Source organism: Actinomycetospora sp. TBRC 11914, assembly GCF_012933465.1.
In the GTDB taxonomy this organism is placed as follows: Bacteria; Actinomycetota; Actinomycetes; order Mycobacteriales; family Pseudonocardiaceae; genus Actinomycetospora.
This window is the reverse complement of sequence record NZ_JABBND010000010.1, coordinates 80093-98047: the sequence shown is the minus strand read 5'-3', so window position 1 is coordinate 98047 and position 17955 is coordinate 80093. Positions and strand designations below refer to the sequence as shown.

17 protein-coding genes and 1 riboswitch are annotated in these 17955 nt (G+C 76.1%); of the genes, 6 read left to right on the top strand and 11 right to left on the bottom strand.

Going from position 1 to position 17955, the window contains the following annotated elements:
* Positions 1 to 75 precede the first annotated feature (75 nt).
* Positions 76 to 195, top strand: a riboswitch (SAM riboswitch).
* A 10-nt stretch (positions 196 to 205) separates the two neighbouring features.
* Entirely contained in the window at positions 206 to 1489 is a 1284-nt protein-coding gene (thrC, locus tag HH311_RS16740) for a threonine synthase (protein WP_169184814.1), read from the top strand.
* A 6-nt stretch (positions 1490 to 1495) separates the two neighbouring features.
* On the opposite strand, the gene HH311_RS16735 is transcribed toward thrC, so the two are convergent.
* Genes HH311_RS16735 through rsfS form a run of 5 tightly spaced genes read right to left on the bottom strand, consistent with a single transcriptional unit; the run spans position 1496 to position 6773 of the window.
* Positions 1496 to 3898 carry a ComEC/Rec2 family competence protein gene (locus HH311_RS16735; RefSeq protein ID WP_169184813.1) on the bottom strand — a complete coding sequence of 801 codons (2403 nt, stop codon included), beginning with the start codon at positions 3896 to 3898 and terminating at the stop codon, positions 1496 to 1498.
* Positions 3895 to 4899 carry a ComEA family DNA-binding protein gene (locus tag HH311_RS16730; RefSeq protein ID WP_169184812.1) on the bottom strand — a complete coding sequence of 335 codons (1005 nt, stop codon included), beginning with the start codon at positions 4897 to 4899 and terminating at the stop codon, positions 3895 to 3897. Before HH311_RS16730 ends, HH311_RS16735 begins: the two co-directional genes overlap by 4 nt.
* Before the next feature lie 10 nt (positions 4900 to 4909).
* Positions 4910 to 5773 carry a diglucosylglycerate octanoyltransferase gene (gene octT / locus HH311_RS16725; RefSeq protein ID WP_312030202.1) on the bottom strand — a complete coding sequence of 288 codons (864 nt, stop codon included), beginning with the start codon at positions 5771 to 5773 and terminating at the stop codon, positions 4910 to 4912.
* Positions 5770 to 6381: a histidine phosphatase family protein gene (locus HH311_RS16720; RefSeq protein ID WP_312030201.1), complete on the bottom strand. Its 612-nt coding sequence runs from the start codon at positions 6379 to 6381 to the stop codon at positions 5770 to 5772. The genes octT and HH311_RS16720 overlap by 4 nt, the downstream gene beginning before the upstream one ends.
* Before the next feature lie 5 nt (positions 6382 to 6386).
* A complete protein-coding gene (gene rsfS / locus HH311_RS16715) occupies positions 6387 to 6773 on the bottom strand; it encodes a ribosome silencing factor (RefSeq protein ID WP_169184811.1) in 387 nt (128 codons plus the stop codon).
* A 61-nt stretch (positions 6774 to 6834) separates the two neighbouring features.
* Between rsfS and HH311_RS16710 the strand changes: the two genes are divergently transcribed.
* Complete coding sequence (locus tag HH311_RS16710) at positions 6835 to 8037, top strand: FIST N-terminal domain-containing protein (protein WP_169184810.1); 1203 nt, start codon at positions 6835 to 6837, stop codon at positions 8035 to 8037.
* 51 nt (positions 8038 to 8088) lie between these two features.
* Here HH311_RS16710 and HH311_RS16705 read toward each other — a convergent pair whose 3' ends face one another.
* The gene (locus HH311_RS16705; RefSeq protein ID WP_169184809.1) at positions 8089 to 8643 is read right to left on the bottom strand and encodes a TetR/AcrR family transcriptional regulator; all 555 of its coding nucleotides are present in this window, start codon (positions 8641 to 8643) and stop codon (positions 8089 to 8091) included.
* A gap of 92 nt (positions 8644 to 8735) precedes the next feature.
* Here HH311_RS16705 and HH311_RS16700 point away from each other — a divergent pair, with 92 nt between their 5' ends.
* A complete protein-coding gene (locus HH311_RS16700; protein WP_169184808.1) occupies positions 8736 to 9137 on the top strand; it encodes a nuclear transport factor 2 family protein in 402 nt (133 codons plus the stop codon).
* A gap of 162 nt (positions 9138 to 9299) precedes the next feature.
* On the opposite strand, the gene HH311_RS16695 is transcribed toward HH311_RS16700, so the two are convergent.
* The 4 genes from HH311_RS16695 to HH311_RS16680 are packed head-to-tail and all read right to left on the bottom strand — an operon-like array spanning position 9300 to position 12906.
* A complete protein-coding gene (locus tag HH311_RS16695) occupies positions 9300 to 9893 on the bottom strand; it encodes a YdeI family protein (protein ID WP_169184807.1) in 594 nt (197 codons plus the stop codon).
* Positions 9893 to 10528: a nicotinate-nucleotide adenylyltransferase gene (nadD, locus tag HH311_RS16690; RefSeq protein ID WP_169184806.1), complete on the bottom strand. Its 636-nt coding sequence runs from the start codon at positions 10526 to 10528 to the stop codon at positions 9893 to 9895. The genes HH311_RS16695 and nadD overlap by 1 nt, the downstream gene beginning before the upstream one ends.
* A 13-nt stretch (positions 10529 to 10541) precedes the next feature.
* Positions 10542 to 11990, bottom strand: a complete 1449-nt coding sequence (locus HH311_RS16685) for a VWA domain-containing protein (protein ID WP_169184805.1) — start codon at positions 11988 to 11990, stop codon at positions 10542 to 10544.
* 4 nt (positions 11991 to 11994) lie between these two features.
* Entirely contained in the window at positions 11995 to 12906 is a 912-nt protein-coding gene (locus tag HH311_RS16680; RefSeq protein WP_211190373.1) for a MoxR family ATPase, read from the bottom strand.
* 108 nt (positions 12907 to 13014) lie between these two features.
* On the opposite strand from HH311_RS16680, the gene HH311_RS16675 reads away from it, so the two are divergent.
* Positions 13015 to 13272 (top strand): hypothetical protein, encoded by a 258-nt coding sequence (locus HH311_RS16675; RefSeq protein ID WP_169184803.1) that lies wholly within the window; start codon positions 13015 to 13017, stop codon positions 13270 to 13272.
* Between the two features lie 9 nt (positions 13273 to 13281).
* On the opposite strand, the gene HH311_RS16670 is transcribed toward HH311_RS16675, so the two are convergent.
* Positions 13282 to 14070, bottom strand: a complete 789-nt coding sequence (locus HH311_RS16670; protein WP_169184802.1) for a GNAT family N-acetyltransferase — start codon at positions 14068 to 14070, stop codon at positions 13282 to 13284.
* A 106-nt stretch (positions 14071 to 14176) separates the two neighbouring features.
* Here HH311_RS16670 and HH311_RS16665 point away from each other — a divergent pair, with 106 nt between their 5' ends.
* A complete protein-coding gene (locus HH311_RS16665; RefSeq protein ID WP_169184801.1) occupies positions 14177 to 16330 on the top strand; it encodes a RecQ family ATP-dependent DNA helicase in 2154 nt (717 codons plus the stop codon).
* A 102-nt stretch (positions 16331 to 16432) separates the two neighbouring features.
* Positions 16433 to 17953: an acyl-CoA synthetase gene (locus HH311_RS16660; protein ID WP_169184800.1), complete on the top strand. Its 1521-nt coding sequence runs from the start codon at positions 16433 to 16435 to the stop codon at positions 17951 to 17953.
* The last annotated feature ends 2 nt before the right edge of the window (positions 17954 to 17955 follow it).

Below are 17955 nucleotides of genomic sequence, written 5' to 3'. Positions count from 1 at the left end.
TGTGGTGCCGTAACGTGCCCGTAGCGTGCGCGCAGGGGTCGAGACCGATCCGAGTCGTCACCGACAACCGAATACGGCTCATCCAGAGGGGTAGAGGGACCGGCCCGACGACACCCCGGCAACCGGCGGCCCGCCGCACGCGGCAGGCAAGACCGGTGCCAATTCCGACCCGCGAGCCCGCGGGGAAGATGAGGAGAATCCTTTCATGACGCTGACTGCCCCCGGCCCGTCGAGCACCGCCTCCGGGTCCGCCGGCTCGTCTCTCGACCTCGGCCCCGCGGCCGCCCTGGCGTGTCGGGCGTGCGGCCACCGCCTCGACCTCGCGGCCGAGTTCGCGTGTCCCCAGTGCTTCGGCCCGCTCGAGGTCGCCTACGACTTCGGCCGCGTCACCCGCGAGCAGATCGAGCGCGGCCCGAAGTCGATCTGGCGGTACAAGGACCTGCTGCCGGTGCCGAGCACCGTCGAGGACCACCCGAACACCGAGCCCGGGTTCACCCGCCTCGTGAAGGCCGACCGGCTGGGCGCCGAGCTGGGCATCCGCAACCTGTGGGTCAAGGACGACACCGGCAACCCGACCCACTCCTTCAAGGACCGCGTGGTCGCCGTCGCCCTGGCGGCCGCCCGTGAGCTCGGCTTCACGGTGCTGGCCTGCCCCTCCACCGGGAACCTCGCCAACGCGACGGCAGCCGCCGCGGCCCGCGCCGGGTGGGACTCCGTCGTGCTCATCCCCTCGTCGCTCGAGCGGGCGAAGATCCTCATGACGGCGGTCTACGAGACCTCGCTGCTCGCCGTCGACGGCACCTACGACGACGTCAACCGCCTGGCCACCGAGCTCGCCTTCGAGCAGGAGGACTGGGCGTTCGTCAACGTCAACGTCCGGCCCTACTACGCCGAGGGCTCGAAGTCGCTGGGCTACGAGATCGCCGAGCAGCTCGGCTGGCGCATCCCGGCGCAGACGGTCATCCCGGTGGCGTCCGGCTCGCAGCTCACCAAGGTCGACAAGGCCTACGGCGAGCTGGTGTCGCTCGGGCTCGTCGACGAGGCCGGGTGGAAGGTCTTCGGCGCGCAGGCCGCCGGGTGCTCCCCGGTGTCGACGGCGTTCGCCGAGGGCACCGACGTCGTCCGGCCGCAGAAGCCGGACACCATCGCGCGCTCCCTCGCGATCGGCAACCCCGCCGACGGCCCCTACGTGCTCGACACCGTGCGCCGCTGCGGCGGTGCGGTCACCGACGTCGACGACGACGAGGTCCGCGAGGGCATGCGCCTGCTCGCCCGCACCGAGGGCATCTTCGCCGAGACCGCGGGCGGGGTCACGGTCGCGAACGCGAAGAAGCTCGTGGAGCAGGGCCGGCTCGACCCGGACGCCGACACGGTGCTGCTGATCACCGGCGACGGCCTCAAGACCCTCGACGCCATCGAGGGCCAGGTCGGCCCGACGGCGACGGTGCCCGCGTCGTCGAAGGCGGTCCGCGAGGCCCTCGGCCTGTAAGCGCCGTCACCGGCCCGTCCTCGGATCGGGGCGGGGATCGCCACGCGCGACGACCGCGGCGCCCCCGCCCGCGCCGGGGACCACGGCGAGGTCCCCGCTCTGGTCGGTGCGGCGCACCAGCGCGCCGGTGCCGGCGAGCAGGCCCATCATCGCCGGGTTCGGGTGGCCGTAGCTGTTGCCCTTCCCGACGCTGACCAGCGCGAGCCGGGCGTGCGCGGCCGTCACGAACGCCGGCAGCGACGACCGCGAGCCGTGGTGGGGCACCTTGAGCACGTCGGCGCCCAGGTCCGCCCCGGACGCCAGCAGCTCCTCCTGGGACGAGGCCTCGGCGTCGCCGGGCAGCAGGATCCGCCCGAGCGGGGTGGTCGCGCGCAGGACCAGTGACGTGTCGTTGACCTCGGTGCCGTCGTCGGGGTCGACGTGGGTGCGCGGGTGGAGCGGGCCGAGGACGTCGAGCTGGAGCGCCGGCCAGCGCAGCGTGGTGCCGGGGGCGAGCCCGACGACGGCCGCCCCCGCCCGCCGGGCCCGCCCGGTGACCTGCGCGAGAGCCCCGACCGGCTCGTGCACCGGACCGATCGCCACCGCCCCGGCCGGTCGCCCGCGCAGCGCCCCGGCGAGCCCGTCGACGTGGTCGGCGTGCAGGTGCGAGAGCACGACGAGGGCGAACGAGCGCACCCCGAGCCGGGAGAGGCAGCCGTCGATCGCGCTGCCGTCGGGTCCCGCGTCGAGCAGCACGGCCCGCCCGGGCTCGCCCGTGGCGAGGACGAGCCCGTCGCCCTGCCCGACGTCGCACACGACGAACGCCCAGCCCGGCGGCGGCCACCCGACCGGGACCACCCGGGTCGGCACCAGCACGAGCAGCAGCCCGACGACGACGGCGAGGGACAGCAGCCGGACCCGGCGCCACCGCAGGGCGACGAGGCCGAGCAGCACCAGGCCGGCGAGCAGCAGCCCGCCGGTCACCCCGCCCGGCCAGGACAGCGTCGCGCCCGGCACCGCCGCGCACCGGTGCGCGACCCACACGAGCCAGGACACCTCGGGCCCGGCCAGCCACACCGCGGCGTGGGCGCCGCCGGTCCACCACGGGGCGAGGACGGACGCGAGCACCCCGAGGACCGTCGCGGGCGCGACGACGGGCGCGGCGAGGAGGTTCGCGAGGACCGCGACGAGGCTGACCTCGCCGGACAGCCCGGCCACCACCGGGGCGGTGACCACGTGCGCGGCCAGCGGCACCGCCAGTGCCTCGGCGATCCCGGGCGGCACCCCGCGCCGGCGCAGCGCCGTGACGACCGCCGGGGCGAGCAGCACGAGCGCACCGGTGGCCAGCACCGAGAGCGCGAACCCCGCGTCCACCGCGAGCGCCGGGTCGACCAGTAGCAGGGCCACCACCGTCGCCGCGAGCGCGGGCAGCACCGAGCGGGAGCGCCCGAGGGCCAGCGCGAGGATCGCGACCACCCCCATCGCGCCCGCTCGCAGCACGCTGGGCGACGGCCGGGCGAGCACCACGAACCCGACCAGCGCGAGGAGCGCGAGCACCGCCACCGTCCGCGGTCCGAGCCGGACGGCCCGGGCGAGGAGCAGGACCGCGCCGAGAACGAACGCGACGTTCGAGCCGCTCACCGCCAGCAGGTGCGTGAGGCCCGCCGTCCGGAAGTCGCGGTCGAGGTCCGCGCCGACCGCGGACGTGTCCCCGACGACGAGCCCCGGCAGCAGCGCGGCCGGCTCCTCGCCGAGCACGGCTCGGGAGGCGTCGCGCAGCCCGGCCCGCAGGACACCGGCGGCGACCTGGACGCCCGGCGGCGGCCCGACGTCGCGGGGCGGGCCGCGGGTGCGCAGGACCGCCACGGTGAGGTCGCCGCGGGTGGACGGCCCGAGCGTGCCGCTGGCGGTGGCGTGCTGGCCCGGGAGCAGGCCCGTCCACCCCGCGGCCGGCGCGAGGAGCACCACGCTCCCGTCCCCGCGCCACCGAGCCCCCGCGGCCGACGCGGCGACGAGCTCGGCGCGGACCACCACGCGGGGCCCGCCGAGGCCGGTGGTGCGCAGCGGCGCGGGGTCGTCGGTGAGGACCACCTCGAGCGTGGCGGCCGATCCCGCCGAGGCCGCCGCCCGCAGCGGGTGCCCCGCCACCTGGTGCGCCGCGACCGTCGCGAGCCCGCCCACCGCCGCGGCGCTGATCCCGGCCGCCAGCAGCCCGGCCGCCCACCGCGGCGCCGCGCCACCCGCGCGCCGGGCCCCGAGCAGGCGCCGCCCGCCGAGGACCACCGCGACCAGCGCCAGGACCGTGAGCAGCGCCCCCGGGCCCCATCCCAGCGCGAGCGCCACGAGCGCAGCCGCCCACGCCGCCAGCGCCGGCGGGACGAGCCGGCCGTCCCAGCGGGGACGGGGCTCGTCGTCGCGGGGGGCGGTCACACCCGCACCAGGTCGCGCAGGGTGCCGAACCGGGCGTCGCCGATCCCCGGGATCTCCCGCAGCTGCTCGACCGCCGAGAACCGGCCGTTCTGCGTGCGCCAGTCCAGGATCTTCTTCGCGGTGACCGGCCCGACCCCGGGCAGGCCGTCGAGCTGCTCGAGCGTCGCGGCGTTGAGGTCGAGCTTCCCGCCCGGGGCCGCCCCGCCGGGCGCCGCACCAGCCGCAGGGGCGGCCCCCGCCGTGACGGGCGCTGCCGGCGCCGACCCGGCCGGCGCCGCGACCCCCACGAGGATCTGCTGCCCGTCCACCACCCGGGCGGCGAGGTTGAGCGGGGTGAGGTCCACCCCGGGGAGCGCCCCGCCCGCGTCCTCGAGCGCCTCGCCGACCCGCGCGCCCTCCCGGAGGGTCACCAGCCCCGGCCGGCGGACCTTCCCGGCGACGTTCACCACCACCGGCCCGCCCGGTGCCGGCGCCACCGCGGGCACCACACCGGACGGTGCCGCCGCGGGGCCCGCGGACACCGCAGGCAGGGCCGGCACCGGCTCGGCCACCGGCCGCCCCGCCCACACCCCGACCGCCGCCACCACGGCCGCCAGCGCGGCGACCACCGCCAGCCCGATCGCGCCCCACCCGCCGGGGTCCCACCGCGCCGCCAGCCACGAGGCCGGCAGCCAGCGCCCCGGACCGGTCCGCGGCTCGTCCCAGGCGCCGCGCGCGGGCACCGGCCCCGCGGCCCGGGCCGGCCACCCGCCGTCGTCGGGACCCTGCCCGCACCCGCCGTCGGGAACCTGCCCCCACCCGCCGTCGGGAACCTGCCCCCACCCGCTGTCGGAACCCTGCCCCCACCCGCCGTCGGGACCCTGGCCCCACCCGCCGTCGCCGGGACCCAGCCGCGCTCCCGGCGTGCCCGCCGGCGCCGCCGGCCATCCCCCGCCAGGAGCAGGCGGACCGGGCGGGGCGGCGAGGGTCTGCAGCCGCAGGCGGGCGTCGTCGGGGACCACGCCGCGGACGCTAGGGACGGACCGGCGTCTCCTCCGAGCGCTGCGACCGGGCCTGGGGACCACCCGGGGTCCCGCTGCCGGTGGGGATGGCCGGCTGCTCCTCCCGGACCGCCGGCCCTCCGCCGCGCGGCGCAGGCAGCTCCCCCGCGACGGCCGCGGCCACCGCCTCCCCCACCGCCCGGTGCCCCGGCCAGCCCCAGTGGATGCCGTCGGGGTTGCCGTGCCCGGTGAGCACGTGCTCGGCCACCAGCCCGGCCGCCTCGACGGTCACCACCCCGTGCCCCGCCGCCCAGGCCCGCAAGGCGGCCACGTGCCCCGACCGCCGCCGGTGCACCCCGCCGTAGAGCGGTGACCGGTGCACCGGGGGCAGCAGCAGGACGACCGGCGCGTGGGGCCGCAGCGCCGTCACCGCCACCCGGCACTGCTCCAGACAGCGCACGGTCTCGGCCGCGGAGAGCGCTGTCGGCCACCCACCGGCCCACCGCGCGCCGGCCGTCGCCGCCGCGGCGTGCCCCGCGCGGTAGCCGGCGCGCACCCGGGCCCGCAGCCCGGCGGGGCGCAGCACGGGGATCAGCTCGCGCAGGGCGGTCGGGAGGGGCGAGGGCAGCGAGTCCATGCCGCCGACGCCGAGCACGAGGACGTCGGTGTGCCGCACCGACGCCCACACCCGGGGGTCGGTCCGCACCGCCGACCACGCGTGGCGCGCGGTCCAGCCGAGACCCGCGTGCAGGTCGGCGGTCCCGCCCAGCGCCGCCGCGGCGACGTGCGGCCAGAGGCGCGGCTCGTCGGCGGGGTGGGCCGTGCGGGGGCCGTGGAAGGCCAGCGAGTCGCCGAGCACCAGCAGGTGGGGCGCGACGCGGCCGTCCGGCGTCACGCCCCGGCGTTCCACTGCACGAGCCGCCAGCGGTCGGGACGGAACTCCAGCAGCGACCACCGGCAGTTGCCGAGCGGGCCCAGCGACGGCCACTGCTCGACCGGCCAGCCGAGGAAGGCACTGGTCGTCGCCGAGATCACCGCCCCGTGCGCGACGAGGACCGCGGTGTCGCCGACGGTGCCGGGCCCGGGGGTCCCGACCAGCTCGCGCAGCACCGGGAGCGCCCGCTGCGCCGCGTCCACCCGCGACTCCCCGCCGGGGGGCGTCGCGGTGGGGTCGACGTGCCACCGGTCCAGCTGACCGGGCCAGCCCTGCTCCACCTCGGTGTCGACCAGGCCCTGCCACTGCCCGACGTCGGCCTCCCGCAGCCGCGGCTCCTTGCGCGGTTCGAGACCGGTGGCCTCGGCGACCGCGAGCGCGGTCTGCAGCGCCCGTGACTGGTCGGAGCACAGCAGCACCGTCGGCGCGAACCCGGCGACCACGGGCGCCACGGCCTGCGCATGTGCGAGACCGGTCCCGTCCAGCGGCGGGTCCAGCCGGCCCTGCATGCGGCGCTCGGCGTTCCAGGCGGTCCGGCCGTGGCGGAGCAGGACGAGTCGGGTGATCACCGCGGTCAGTCGCCGGCGCGGACGGGGCCGCTGACCTCGGCCGGCAGCTCGAGGCGCGGGCAGTCCTTCCACAGCCGCTCGAGGCCGTAGAACTCGCGCTCGTCGGTGTGCAGGACGTGCACCACGACGTCGCCGAAGTCGAGGAGCACCCAGCGGGCCTCCTGCCGGCCCTCCCGGCGCACCGCCTTGACATCCTCGGCGCGCAGCTTCTCCTCGACCTCGTCGACGACGGCCTGCACCTGCCGCTCGTTGGGCGCCGAGGCGATGACGAAGACGTCGGTGAGGGGGAGGCGCTCGGAGACGTCGATCGCGACCACGTCCTGGGCGAGCTTGTCGGCGGCGGCCAGGGCCGCGACGTCGGCCAGGCGCCGCGCACTGTCGGTGGCGGCCATCGGGGTCCAGTCTACCGGGCCGCGACGGGTCGGTCCGGGCCCCGGGCTCCATACTCGGGGGATGGCGGACTTCGGCGACGGACTGGCCCAGGGACCCGACCTCCTCGCGGCGGCGGAGACCGCGGTCGCCGCCGCCACCGCGCCGCTGCACGGGCGCCGTCCGGACCTGCTCGGCGTCTTCGTGTCCCACCCCGACCCCGACACCGCGGCGAGCGCGGGGCAGCGGGCCATGGAGGTCGCGGGGGCGACCACGGCGTTCGGGTGCCGGGCCTCCGGGGTCATCGGGGACGGCCGCGGCGTCGAGGACACCCCCGCGGTCTCGGTGTGGGCGGCGACGCTGCCCGACGTGCGCGTCACCCCGTTCCGGCTGCAGGCCGCCCGCAGCGAGGGCGGGATCTCGGTGGGCGGGATGCCGGTGCCCGCCGACGACGACGCGGTGGCGGTGCTCCTCGCGGACCCGTTCACCTTCCCGGCACAGGGCTTCGTCGAGCAGTCCGACACCGCGCTGGGCGGGCTGCCGCTGATCGGGGGTCTGGCGACCGCACCCGTCGGGAGCTCGGCGCTCGGGCCGGCCCGGCCGGCCCCGGGCGGCGCCCGGCTCTTCCTCGACGGCGAGGTCCACGAGCGCGGGGCGATCGGGGTGCTGCTCGGCGGGAACGTGGCGGTGCGGACGCTGGTCAGCCAGGGCTGCCGCCCCATCGGCCCGACGATGACGGTGACCGCGGCCGGCGGCTCCGAGCTCCACGCCCTGGCCGGGATGCCCGCCTACCGCAAGCTCGAGGAGATCCTCCGCGACCTCTCCGAGACCGACCGCCGGCTCGCCCTGCAGGGCCTGCACCTCGGGGTCGCGATCGACGAGTACGCCGACTCCCACGGCCGGGGCGACTTCCTCATCCGCGGCGTCGTCGGGGCCGACGAGGACACCGGGACGGTGACCGTGGGCGACGTCGTCGAGGTCGGCCGCACCGTGCGCTTCCACGTGCGGGACGCGACGACGGCGGGTGAGGACCTCGACGCGCTCATGGCCGCGGGCGGCGACGACGGCCCGGTCGGCGGGGCGCTGCTGTTCACCTGCACCGGCCGTGGGCGGATCATGTTCGGCGAGCCCGACTCCGTCCACGGCGGCGCGAGCCACGACGTGCGCGCGGTCCGCCGCGGGTTGGCGCCCCGGGTGGCCGGGTTCTTCGCCGACGGCGAGATCGGCCCGGTGGTCTCGAAGAACCACCTCCACGGCTTCACCGCGTCGGTGCTCGCGTTCGAATAGGTGCGCTGCGCGCACGTGAGCAGAAAAGGTCGGTATAGCGACACTTTCTGCTCACGGGGCCGGAGGCCACCTCAGGCCGTCCACCAGCACCCGCACCGCGCGGTGCCGCACCTCGGGGTCGACGGGCAGGAAGGCCTGCGCCTGCGCGACCCCGCGCACCAGGAAGTAGATCTCGTCGACGCCCACGTCGTCACGGACCCGGCCGGTCGCCCGCGCCCGCTCGAGGATCTCGGCGACGACCGCGCGGACCCGCGCCGACGCCTCGCCCACCACCTCGCCGAACCCGCCGTCGTCGAGCAGGTGCCCCGCCATCGCGAGCTTCGTCGGCGCCTGCTCGGCCATCTCGGTGACGAGTCCGCCCAGCGCGGCGACCGGGTCGTCCCCGCCGGCGGCGGCGCGGGCGCTCTCGGCCAGATCGTCGAAATGGGCGACGAGGGCGTGCTCGACGAGGTCTCGCTTGGTCGGGAAGTGCCGGAAGACGGTGCCCGCGCCGACCCCGGCCCGCCGCGCGATCTCCTCGGTCGAGGCCTCCACGCCCTGCTCGGCGAACACCTCCCGGGCGGCCGCCAGCACCCGACGACGGTTCGCGACGGCGTCCGCGCGCACGGCACCTCCCTGGAAACGGAGCGACGACTCCGCTAGTCTCGGCGGCCAACCGGAGCCATCACTCCGGTTCCGTCCACGGAACGAGGTCCGCGATGGTCGAGCCATCCTCCCCCGAAGCCGTCGTCCGGGCCGTCATGGACGGGGTGAGCCGGCTCGTCCTCGGCGACGTCTCCCAGGTCGAGCGCCTGGTCGCCCTGTACGCCGAGCCGACCCACGTCGTGCACCCCATGAACCCGGCCATCCCGCCGCTCCGGAGCCGCGATGACCTGCGGGCCCACTTCGCGGCGGCCGAGTCGCAGGTGGGACGGCCGGACGGGTTCGCGCCGGCCGACGTCGTCGTGCACCGCACCACCGACCCCGAGGTCGTCGTCGCCGATTTCCACTACGCGGTCACGCGCCACGGCACGACGTCGACCATCCCCTGCGTGTTCGTCGTCCGGGTGCGCGACGGGCTGATCGTGGACTCGCGGGACCACGCCGGGGCCCCGAGGTGACATGCGCTCCTTGGTCGCCGGCCGCGCGCTGAGTGGACTCCCACGGCTGCCGCCGGAGCCCTGAGCGCCCACTCGGTGGCCGCCAGGGCCGACCACCACCGGCGAGTGGACTCCCACGGCTGCCCCGGCAGCCATGGACGTCCACTCGGTGGCCGCCGGCTCCTACCGCTGCGGGTAGATCGTCTCCCCGCGCCCGAGCATCGCGACGTACTCCCCGATCCGGCGCTCCCGCGTCTGCGCCCGCTTGAGCTGCCCGAGCCGGTGCAGGATCGCGTACCGGTTCTGGCTGGTCAGCCGCTCGAACATCGCCGCGGCCTCGGGCGACGCGGCCAGCGCGGCCGCCAGGTCGTCGGGCACGACCGCCGTCGCCGGCCCCGCGTAGGCGGCGTCCCAGCGCCCGTCGGCCTTCGCCCGCTCCACCTCGGCCGCCCCCGCCGGCTGCATCCGCCCCTCGGCCACCAGCCGCGCGACGTGCCCGACGTTGCGGGCCGACCACGGGCTGCGCGCCCGCCGCGGGGTGTACCGCTGGAACATCGTGAGCTCGTCGCGACGGTGGGTCTGCCCGTCGATCCAGCCGTGGCACAGGGCCTCGTCGAGGGCCTCGTCGTAGGTGAGCGTGGTCGGCGGCTCCGCGAGGGCGAGCGCCGCCTTCTTCGCGAGCACCAGCCAGACGCCCGTCGGGTCGGTGTGGTTCGCCGCCAGCCAGGCCCGCCACGCGGCCGCGTCGGGCACCAGCAGCTCGGGCTGCTCGGGCATCAGCTCAGGTGCTCGAGCCGCGACGGGCTCACGCCGTCCCGGTAGAGCCCCCGCTTGGCGATGTACTGCACGACGCCGTCGGGCACCAGGTACCAGACCGGCTCCCCCTTGGCGACGCGCGCGCGGCAGTCGGTCGAGGAGATCGCCATGGCGGGGACCTCGACCAGCGAGACCGCCCCCTGCGGGAGGTGCTTGGCGTCCAGGGTGAAGCCCGGCCGGGTCACCCCCACGAAGTGCGCGACGTCGAACATCTCGGACGCCCGATGCCAGGAGAGGATCTGCTCGAGGGCGTCGGCGCCGGTGATGAAGTACAGCTCGGCGTCGGGGAAGATCGCGGCGAGGTCGTGCAGGGTGTCGACGGTGTAGGTGGGCCCGTCGCGGTCGACGTCGACCCGGCTGACCCCGAAGCGCGGGTTGGACGCCGTCGCGATCACCGTCATGAGGTAGCGGTCCTCGGCGGCGGTGACGTCGGACTTCGACTTCTGCCACGGTTGGCCGGTCGGGACGAACACCACCTCGTCGAGGGAGAACCGGCTCGCGGCCTCGCTCGCCGCGACGAGGTGCCCGTGGTGGATCGGGTCGAAGGTCCCGCCCATGACACCGATCCGCCGACTCCGCCGACGCTGTGTGGTCATCGCCAGCCTCCTCTCAGACGGGCAGCAGCCCGCCGACGACCCCCGCCAGCTGGGCCGCCGTCCGGCACTCGTGCATCGGCATCACCCGCCCGTACTCGCGGGCCGCGGAGTCGCCGGTCCCCCACTGCCGCTGCGGTTCCGGGTTGAGCCAGTGCGCGTGCCGGGCGCGCCCGACGATGCCGGAGAGCACCCCGAGCGCCGGGTCCTGGTGGTTGGTGCGGGCGTCGCCGAGCACGAGCAGCGAGCTGCGCTCGGTCACCGCGTCCGGCCAGCGCTCGGCGAAGCGCTCGAACGCCCGGCCGTAGTCGGAGTGCCCGCTCCAGGCGACCAGCCCGGGCCGGGAGTGCACCTCGGTCATCACCTGCGCGAGGTCCGCCCCCGGGGTGAACAGGTCGGTGACCTCGACGCACCCGTCGACGAAGCAGAAGATCCGGATGCGGGAGAACTGCTCGCGCAGCGCCTGGACCAGCATCATCGTGAAGTGGCTGAACCCGGCCACGGAGCCGGACACGTCGCACAGCAGCACCAGTTCCGGGCGGCCCGGCCGCGGGCGGCGGTGCACCAGCTCGACGGGCACGCCGCCGGTGGACATCGAGCGGCGCAGGGTGCGCCGCATGTCGATCGGTCCGCGGTGGGCCCGACGACGGCGGGCGGCGAGTCGCGTGGCGAGGTGGCGGCCCAGCGGGGCGACCCGCCGTCGCAGGTCGGCCAGCGTGTCGGCGCCGGCGGAGAGGAAGTCGGTCTGCTCGGCCTGGCGCCGGACCCCGGTCCGCGCCGCCGCCTCCCGACCGCGGATCTCCGAGCCGCGCCGCGCCGTCTCGGCCTGCACCATCCGGCGGAACTCCGCGATCCGCGCGCGTGTCTCGCGGCGCGCGACCTCCTCGGCGAACGGGCTCTCGGCGTCCCCCTCGCGACGTCCCCGCAGGTCGGAGAGCACCCGCGCGAGCAGCGTCTCGGGCCGCACGCTGTTGAGCGCCTGGTAGGACGAGAAGCCCGAGGGGGATCCGCCACCGCCGTCCTGCCCGGAGCCGGACCCGCCCGACCCGGCGCCCCGGCCGTTCCCGACGCCGAGCGCGCCCAGTCCGTCCACGACGGCGCGGGCGAGCTCGGAGAGCGCCGCGGTGTCGCCGTCGGCGAGGAGCTGGGCGAGCAGGTCGCGCAGCGCGTCGACGTCGACCGACCCGTCGTCGGTGTAGGGCAGCGCCACCTCCCCGAGCGCGGCGCCCTGCCCCAGGGGCCACCACAGGTCGAACAGCGCGTCGAACGTCGCCCGCTGTCCGGAGCGGCGCAGCAGCGCGGCCGCGAGGCCCTCGCGCAGCTGGTCGCGGCGCAGCAGGTCGAGCTCGGCGACGACCGCCGCGGCGTCGACCGTCTCGCCCGGTCCGACGTCGACGTGGTGGGCGCGCAGGGCCTGGACGAAGTCGACGAGGTGGGCGGGCAGGCCGCGCGTGGGGGTGCTCATCCGCTCAGTTCAGACGCAGCTCGGAGGACGCCTTGACCAGGTCGGAGCGGTGCTTGAGCACGACGCCGAGGCTGGTCCGGACGGCGTCGTCGTCGAGGGTGTCGAGGCCGAGCGCGACCAGCGTGCGCGCCCAGTCGATCGTCTCCGACACCGACGGCGCCTTGCGCAGCTCCAGCCCGCGCAGCACCCCGATGATCCGCACCAGCTCCTCGGCCAGCGCCTCGCCCAGCTGCGGGACGCGGGCCGCGACGATCCGGCGCTCCAGCTCGGCGTCGGGGAAGTCCAGGTGCAGGAACAGGCACCGGCGCTTGAGCGCCTCGGAGAGCTCGCGGGTCGCATTGGAGGTCAGCAGCGTGAACGGGCGCTGGGTGGCGGTGATCGTGCCGAGCTCGGGGACGGTGACCTGGAAGTCGCCGAGGACCTCCAGGAGCAGGCCCTCCACCTCGACGTCGGCCTTGTCGGTCTCGTCGACGAGCAGCACCGTCGGGGAGTCCCGCCGGATCGCGGTGAGCAGCGGGCGGGTGAGCAGGAACTCCTCGGAGAAGACGTCGTCGCGGGCGTCGTCCCAGGTCTCTCCCTGGCTGGCCTGGATGCGCAGCAGCTGCTTGGCGTGGTTCCACTCGTAGAGCGCGCGGGCCTCGTCGATGCCCTCGTAGCACTGCAGCCGGACCAGCCCGGCCCCGGTCGACTCCGCGACCGCGCGGGCCAGCTCGGTCTTCCCGACGCCCGCCGGGCCCTCCACGAGCAGCGGCTTCCCGAGCCGGTCGGCCAGGAACACGGTGGTCGCGACGGCGGTGGAGGCGAGGTACCCGACGTCGGCAAGCCGGGTCACGACGTCGTCGACGGAGTCGAAGAACGTCGCCCGGCCGGTCGAGTCGCTGCCCACGGAACCGCATCCTGCCCGCTGATCGTCCATCTGTCCCGGGCTGTGGGACGTCGGGCGCGTGCCGCCGCTGACAGCTCGCGTCAGGATCCCCGCGCCACCCGCGGTGTGGACGGCGCCGCGACCGCCCATCCCCACCGGATGACCACCACCGACACCCCGCCGCTTCCCGCGCACCCCGACGACCCGCCGACCACCCGCGTGCCCGTTCCCGGGCTCGGCAGCATCGAGCTGTCGCGCCCCGACCTGGTGTTCGTCGGCGGCATCGCCGCGCTGGGCGTGCTCGGGCTGCTCGAGTGGCCGATCGCGCTCGTGATGGGCGCCGGGCACCTGCTCGCCGCCGACCGCAGCAACCGGGGCGCCCGCCGGCTGGGCGAGGCGATGGAGGAGGTCGCGTAGCGGTCGGGGTCACCACGACGGCGGGTGCTCCCACATCGTCGTGCGGAACAGGTCGAGGTAGCCCAGCCGCCGGTACACCCCCTGCCCGTCGTCGCTGGCGACGAGGACCGACGGGAGCTCCGGCGCCAGGTCCACCACCGCCGACGTGACCGCGGCGCCGTAGCCGCGCCGCCGCAGGCCGGGCAGCGTCGCCACCCAGTCGACCTCGACGATCCCGTGGTGGACCACCGCGCCCGCCGTCGCCACCGGCACCCCGTCGACGTAGCCGACGCGCAGGTGCAGCAGCGACCGCGCGAGGGCGAGGTCGGCGATCGCGGGAACGCCGACGTCGGCCAGCCCGTAGGCCGCGACGAGCACCGAGCCGAAGTCCGCGAGCGTGGCCTCGTCGGTGACGGCGCGGACCTCCAGGCCGGGCGCCGGCGGCGGGACGGGGCCGGGCGGCCGGAGCATGAGCGGCGGGTGCCCGACCCGGACGAGGCCGAGGCCGGTGAGGTCCGGCGTCGCGAACACCGAGAGCACGACCCACCACCGCGACGGCGGGAAGAACGCGCCGGCCGCCTCGAGGAGGCCGGGCCACTCGGCCTCGGCGAGCGGGCGGGTCACGACGACGGCGTTGTCGTAGCCGAACGGCGAGCGCAGGTCGGCCATGCGGGCCCCGTCCACCCACTTCTGCCGGCCGCCGGTGCGGCTCGCCATGGCCGCGATCCGGTCGGCGTAGGCGAGGACGAAGCGCCGGGTGATCGTGTCGTCGGCGGGGACCCCGGGCTCCCACCCGGTGGTGAGGACCTCCGTGCTCATCCCGGCATCGTCCGTCCGCCGTGAGCGTGGTCACAAGCGGCCGGCCGGCCCCCGTCCCGTCCCGAGGCGGCCCACGGTGTCGGACCGCTGTGCCACGGTGGGACCCATGACGACGGCCGTGACCGATCCCGGCGCCTCCACCGACCCCAACGCCGAACGACTCCGCGACGACGCCGAGGCCACCCTGCGCAACCTCGCGGGCCCCGATGCGGCGCTGCGCGAGGACCAGTGGCGGGCGATCGAGGCGCTGGTCGCCCACGGTCGGCGGGCGCTCGTCGTGCAGCGCACCGGGTGGGGCAAGTCGGCGGTGTACTTCGTCGCCACCGCGCTGCTGCGCGCCCGCGGGCGGGGGCCGACGGTCATCGTCAGCCCGCTGCTCGCCCTGATGCGCAACCAGATCGAGGCGGCCGGGCGCGCCGGCATCCACGCGGTGACGGTCAACTCGGCCAACACCGACGACTGGCAGCTCGTGTACGACCAGGTGCGTGCCGGCCAGGTCGACGTCCTGCTGGTCAGCCCCGAGCGGCTGAACAACCCGGAGTTCCGCGACCAGGTGCTCCCCGAGCTCTCGCGCACCGCGGGCCTGCTGGTGGTCGACGAGGCGCACTGCATCTCCGACTGGGGGCACGACTTCCGGCCCGACTACCGCCGGCTGCGCACCCTCATCTCCGAGCTCCCCGAGGGCGTGCCGGTCCTGGCGACCACGGCGACGGCGAACGACCGCGTGACCACCGACGTGGCCGACCAGCTCGGCGTGTCCGGGCAGGGCGACGGCGCCCTGGTGCTGCGCGGCGAGCTCGACCGCGACTCCCTGCACCTCGGGGTCCTCGCCCTGCCGAAGGGCGCCGACCGGTTCGCGTGGCTCGCCCAGCACCTCGACGACCTGCCGGGCTCGGGCATCGTCTACACGCTGACGGTGTCGGCCGCCGACGAGCTCGCCGCGTTCCTGCGCGAGCGGGGGCACGCCGTGGCGGCGTACACCGGCAAGACCGACCCGGCCGAGCGCGAACGGGCGGAGGACGACCTCCTGGCCAACCGCGTCAAGGCGCTGGTGGCCACCTCGGCGCTGGGGATGGGGTTCGACAAGCCCGACCTCGGGTTCGTCGTGCACCTCGGGGCCCCGCAGTCGCCGGTGGCCTACTACCAGCAGATCGGCCGTGCGGGCCGCGGCGTGGAGCGCGCCGAGGTCCTGCTGCTCCCCGGGCCGGAGGACCGCGACATCTGGGCGTACTTCGCCTCGCTCGCCTTCCCCGCCGAGCCGCAGGTGCGGGTGGCGCTCTCGGTGCTGGGCGACGCCGGGCGCCCCCTGTCGACCGCGGCGCTCGAGCCGCGCGTGGAACTGTCGCGGGGACGCCTCGAGATGATGCTCAAGGTCCTCGACACCGACGGCGCGGTCCGCCGGGTCAAGGGCGGCTGGGAGGCGACGGGGCAGCCCTGGGAGTACGACGGTGCCCGCTACACCGGCCTCGCGAAGGCCCGGCGCGCGGAGCAGCAGGCGATGCTCGACTACATCGCCACCGACGGCTGCCGGATGGAGTTCCTGCGCCGCCAGCTCGACGACCCGGGCGCCGCCCCGTGCGGGCGCTGCGACAACTGCACCGGCCACCACCACGACCCGACGATCGGCGAGGACGTCCGGGTCCGGGCCCAGGAGGTGCTCGACCGGCCCGGCGTCCCCCTCGCGCCGCGCAAGCAGTGGCCGAGCGGGATGGACGCCCTCGACGTGCCGCTCAAGGGGAAGATCAAGCCGGAGGAGGCCGCCGAGGAGGGCCGGGCGATCGGGCGGCTGACCGACGTCGGGTGGGGCCCGCGGCTGCGTCCCCTGCTGCGCTCCGACGACCTGGCGCCCGACGCGGTGGTCGACGCCGCCGTCGAGGTCCTCAAGGCGTGGGACTGGGCGGAGCGGCCGGCCGGCGTGGTGTGGCTGCCGAGCCGGACCCGCCCGGCGCTGGTCGAGAGCTTCGCGCAGCGGATCGCCTCCATCGGGCGGCTGCCGCTGCTCGGGGCGCTGGCCGACTCCGCTCCGCCGGTGTTCACCGACCCGGAGGACGACTCCGAGCCGGAACCGCCGAACTCCGCCCAGCGCCTCGCCGAGGTGTACCGGCGGCTGTCGGTGCCGCCGGAGCTCGGCCCCACCGGCCCGGTGCTGCTCGTCGACGACGTCACCGACTCCGGCTGGACGCTCACGGTCGCCGCGCTGCTGCTCCGCCGGGCCGGCGCGTCGGCCGTCCTGCCCCTCACGCTCGCGACGACGAACTGACCGGAGCGCCGACTCCCCCATCGCACAACTGGACGCCGCCCGACCGACCGGCGAGAGTGACCCGGAGCACCCGCCCGCCCGAGCCCGAGAGTCCGGAGGACCGTGGACACCCGCGCCAACACCGTCGACGGCGTCGTGCGCCGCAGCGCCCGCCGCACGCCCGACCGCACCGCCCTCGTCTTCGCCGACCGCTCGTGGACCTACCGCGAGCTCGACGAGGCCACGAGCCGGACCGCGGGCTGGCTGCGCGGCCTCGGCGTCGCGCAGGGCGACCGGGTGGCCGCCTACGGCCAGAACTCCGACGCCTACCTCCTGGGCTTCCTCGGCGCGGCCCGGCTGGGCGCGGTCCACGTGCCGATCAACTACGCGCTCACCGGCGAGGAGCTCGCGTACCTGATCGAGCAGTCGGGCAGCAAGGTCCTCGTCGTCGACCCGAAGCTGGCCGTCCACGTCGACGCGCTGGCCACCCGGCCGAGCCAGGTCGTCCCGATGCGCGACGCCCCCGGCAGCCTCCTCGACGCCGCCCGCACCGGCGAGGTCCCCGACCTCGACGACATCACGGTGGCCGACTCCGACCTGGTCCAGCTGCTCTACACCAGCGGCACCACGTCGAAGCCCAAGGGCGCGATGATGACCCACCGCGGGCTGGTGCACGAGTACGTCTCGGGCATCCACGCGCTCGGGATGGGCCAGGACGACGAGCCGCTGCACGCCATGCCGCTGTACCACTCGGCCGGGATGCAGCTGTTCATGCTCCCCTACCTCGCGGTGGGGGCCACCAACCACCTCATGGAGGTCCCCGACGTCCCGGAGATCCTCCGGCGGATCGAGGCCGACCACATCGGGGCGCTCTTCCTCGCCCCGACCGTCTGGGTGCCGGCGGTCAACCACCCCGACTTCGCCACCCGCGACCTGACCAGCCTGCGCAAGGCCTTCTACGGCGCGTCGATCATGCCGGGCCCGATCCTCCAGCGGCTCCGCGAGCACCTGCCCGCCCTCGGGGTCTACAACTGCTTCGGCCAGTCCGAGATCGGTCCGCTGGCGACGGTGCTGCAGCCCGAGGAGCACGACGAGCGCCCGGACTCCTGCGGGCGCCCCGTCCTGTTCGTCGAGCTCCGCGTGATCGACGACCAGGGCGACGACGTCGAGCCGGGCGGGTCGGGCGAGGTCGTGTACCGCTCGCCCCAGCTCTGCGAGGGCTACTGGGACAAGCCCGAGGAGACCGCCGAGGCGTTCCGGGACGGCTGGTTCCACTCCGGGGACCTGGTGCGCCTCGACGAGGAAGGCTTCATCACCGTCGTCGACCGCATCAAGGACGTCATCAACACCGGCGGCATCCTCGTCGCCTCCCGCGAGGTGGAGGACGCGCTGTACACGCACCCGGCGGTCGCCGAGGTCGCCGTCATCGGCACCCCCGACGACCGGTGGATCGAGGCCGTGACGGCGTTCGTGGTCCTCCGCGACGGCCAGGACGCCGGCGGCTTCGACACCGCCGAGCTGATCACCCACGCCAAGGGCCGGCTCGCGAAGTACAAGGTCCCCAAATCGGTCCACCTCATCGACGAGCTGCCGCGCAACCAGTCCGGCAAGCTCCTCAAGCGCGTCCTGCGCGAGAAGGTCTGACG

Bases quoted from the DNA above. Each gene is read 5' to 3' on its own strand.
- thrC (WP_169184814.1), top strand. From the start codon at position 206: ATGACGCTGACTGCCCCCGGCCCGTCGAGCACCGCCTCCGGGTCCGCC.
- HH311_RS16675 (WP_169184803.1), top strand. From the start codon at position 13,015: ATGACCACCACCGACACCCCGCCGCTTCCCGCGCACCCCGACGACCCG.
- HH311_RS16695 (WP_169184807.1), bottom strand. From the start codon at position 9,893: ATGCCCGAGCAGCCCGAGCTGCTGGTGCCCGACGCGGCCGCGTGGCGG.
- HH311_RS16685 (WP_169184805.1), bottom strand. From the start codon at position 11,990: ATGAGCACCCCCACGCGCGGCCTGCCCGCCCACCTCGTCGACTTCGTC.
- HH311_RS16710 (WP_169184810.1), top strand. From the start codon at position 6,835: ATGGCGGACTTCGGCGACGGACTGGCCCAGGGACCCGACCTCCTCGCG.
- nadD (WP_169184806.1), bottom strand. From the start codon at position 10,528: ATGACCACACAGCGTCGGCGGAGTCGGCGGATCGGTGTCATGGGCGGG.
- HH311_RS16700 (WP_169184808.1), top strand. From the start codon at position 8,736: ATGGTCGAGCCATCCTCCCCCGAAGCCGTCGTCCGGGCCGTCATGGAC.
- rsfS (WP_169184811.1), bottom strand. From the start codon at position 6,773: ATGGCCGCCACCGACAGTGCGCGGCGCCTGGCCGACGTCGCGGCCCTG.
- HH311_RS16670 (WP_169184802.1), bottom strand. From the start codon at position 14,070: ATGAGCACGGAGGTCCTCACCACCGGGTGGGAGCCCGGGGTCCCCGCC.
- HH311_RS16665 (WP_169184801.1), top strand. From the start codon at position 14,177: ATGACGACGGCCGTGACCGATCCCGGCGCCTCCACCGACCCCAACGCC.
- HH311_RS16680 (WP_211190373.1), bottom strand. From the start codon at position 12,906: ATGGACGATCAGCGGGCAGGATGCGGTTCCGTGGGCAGCGACTCGACC.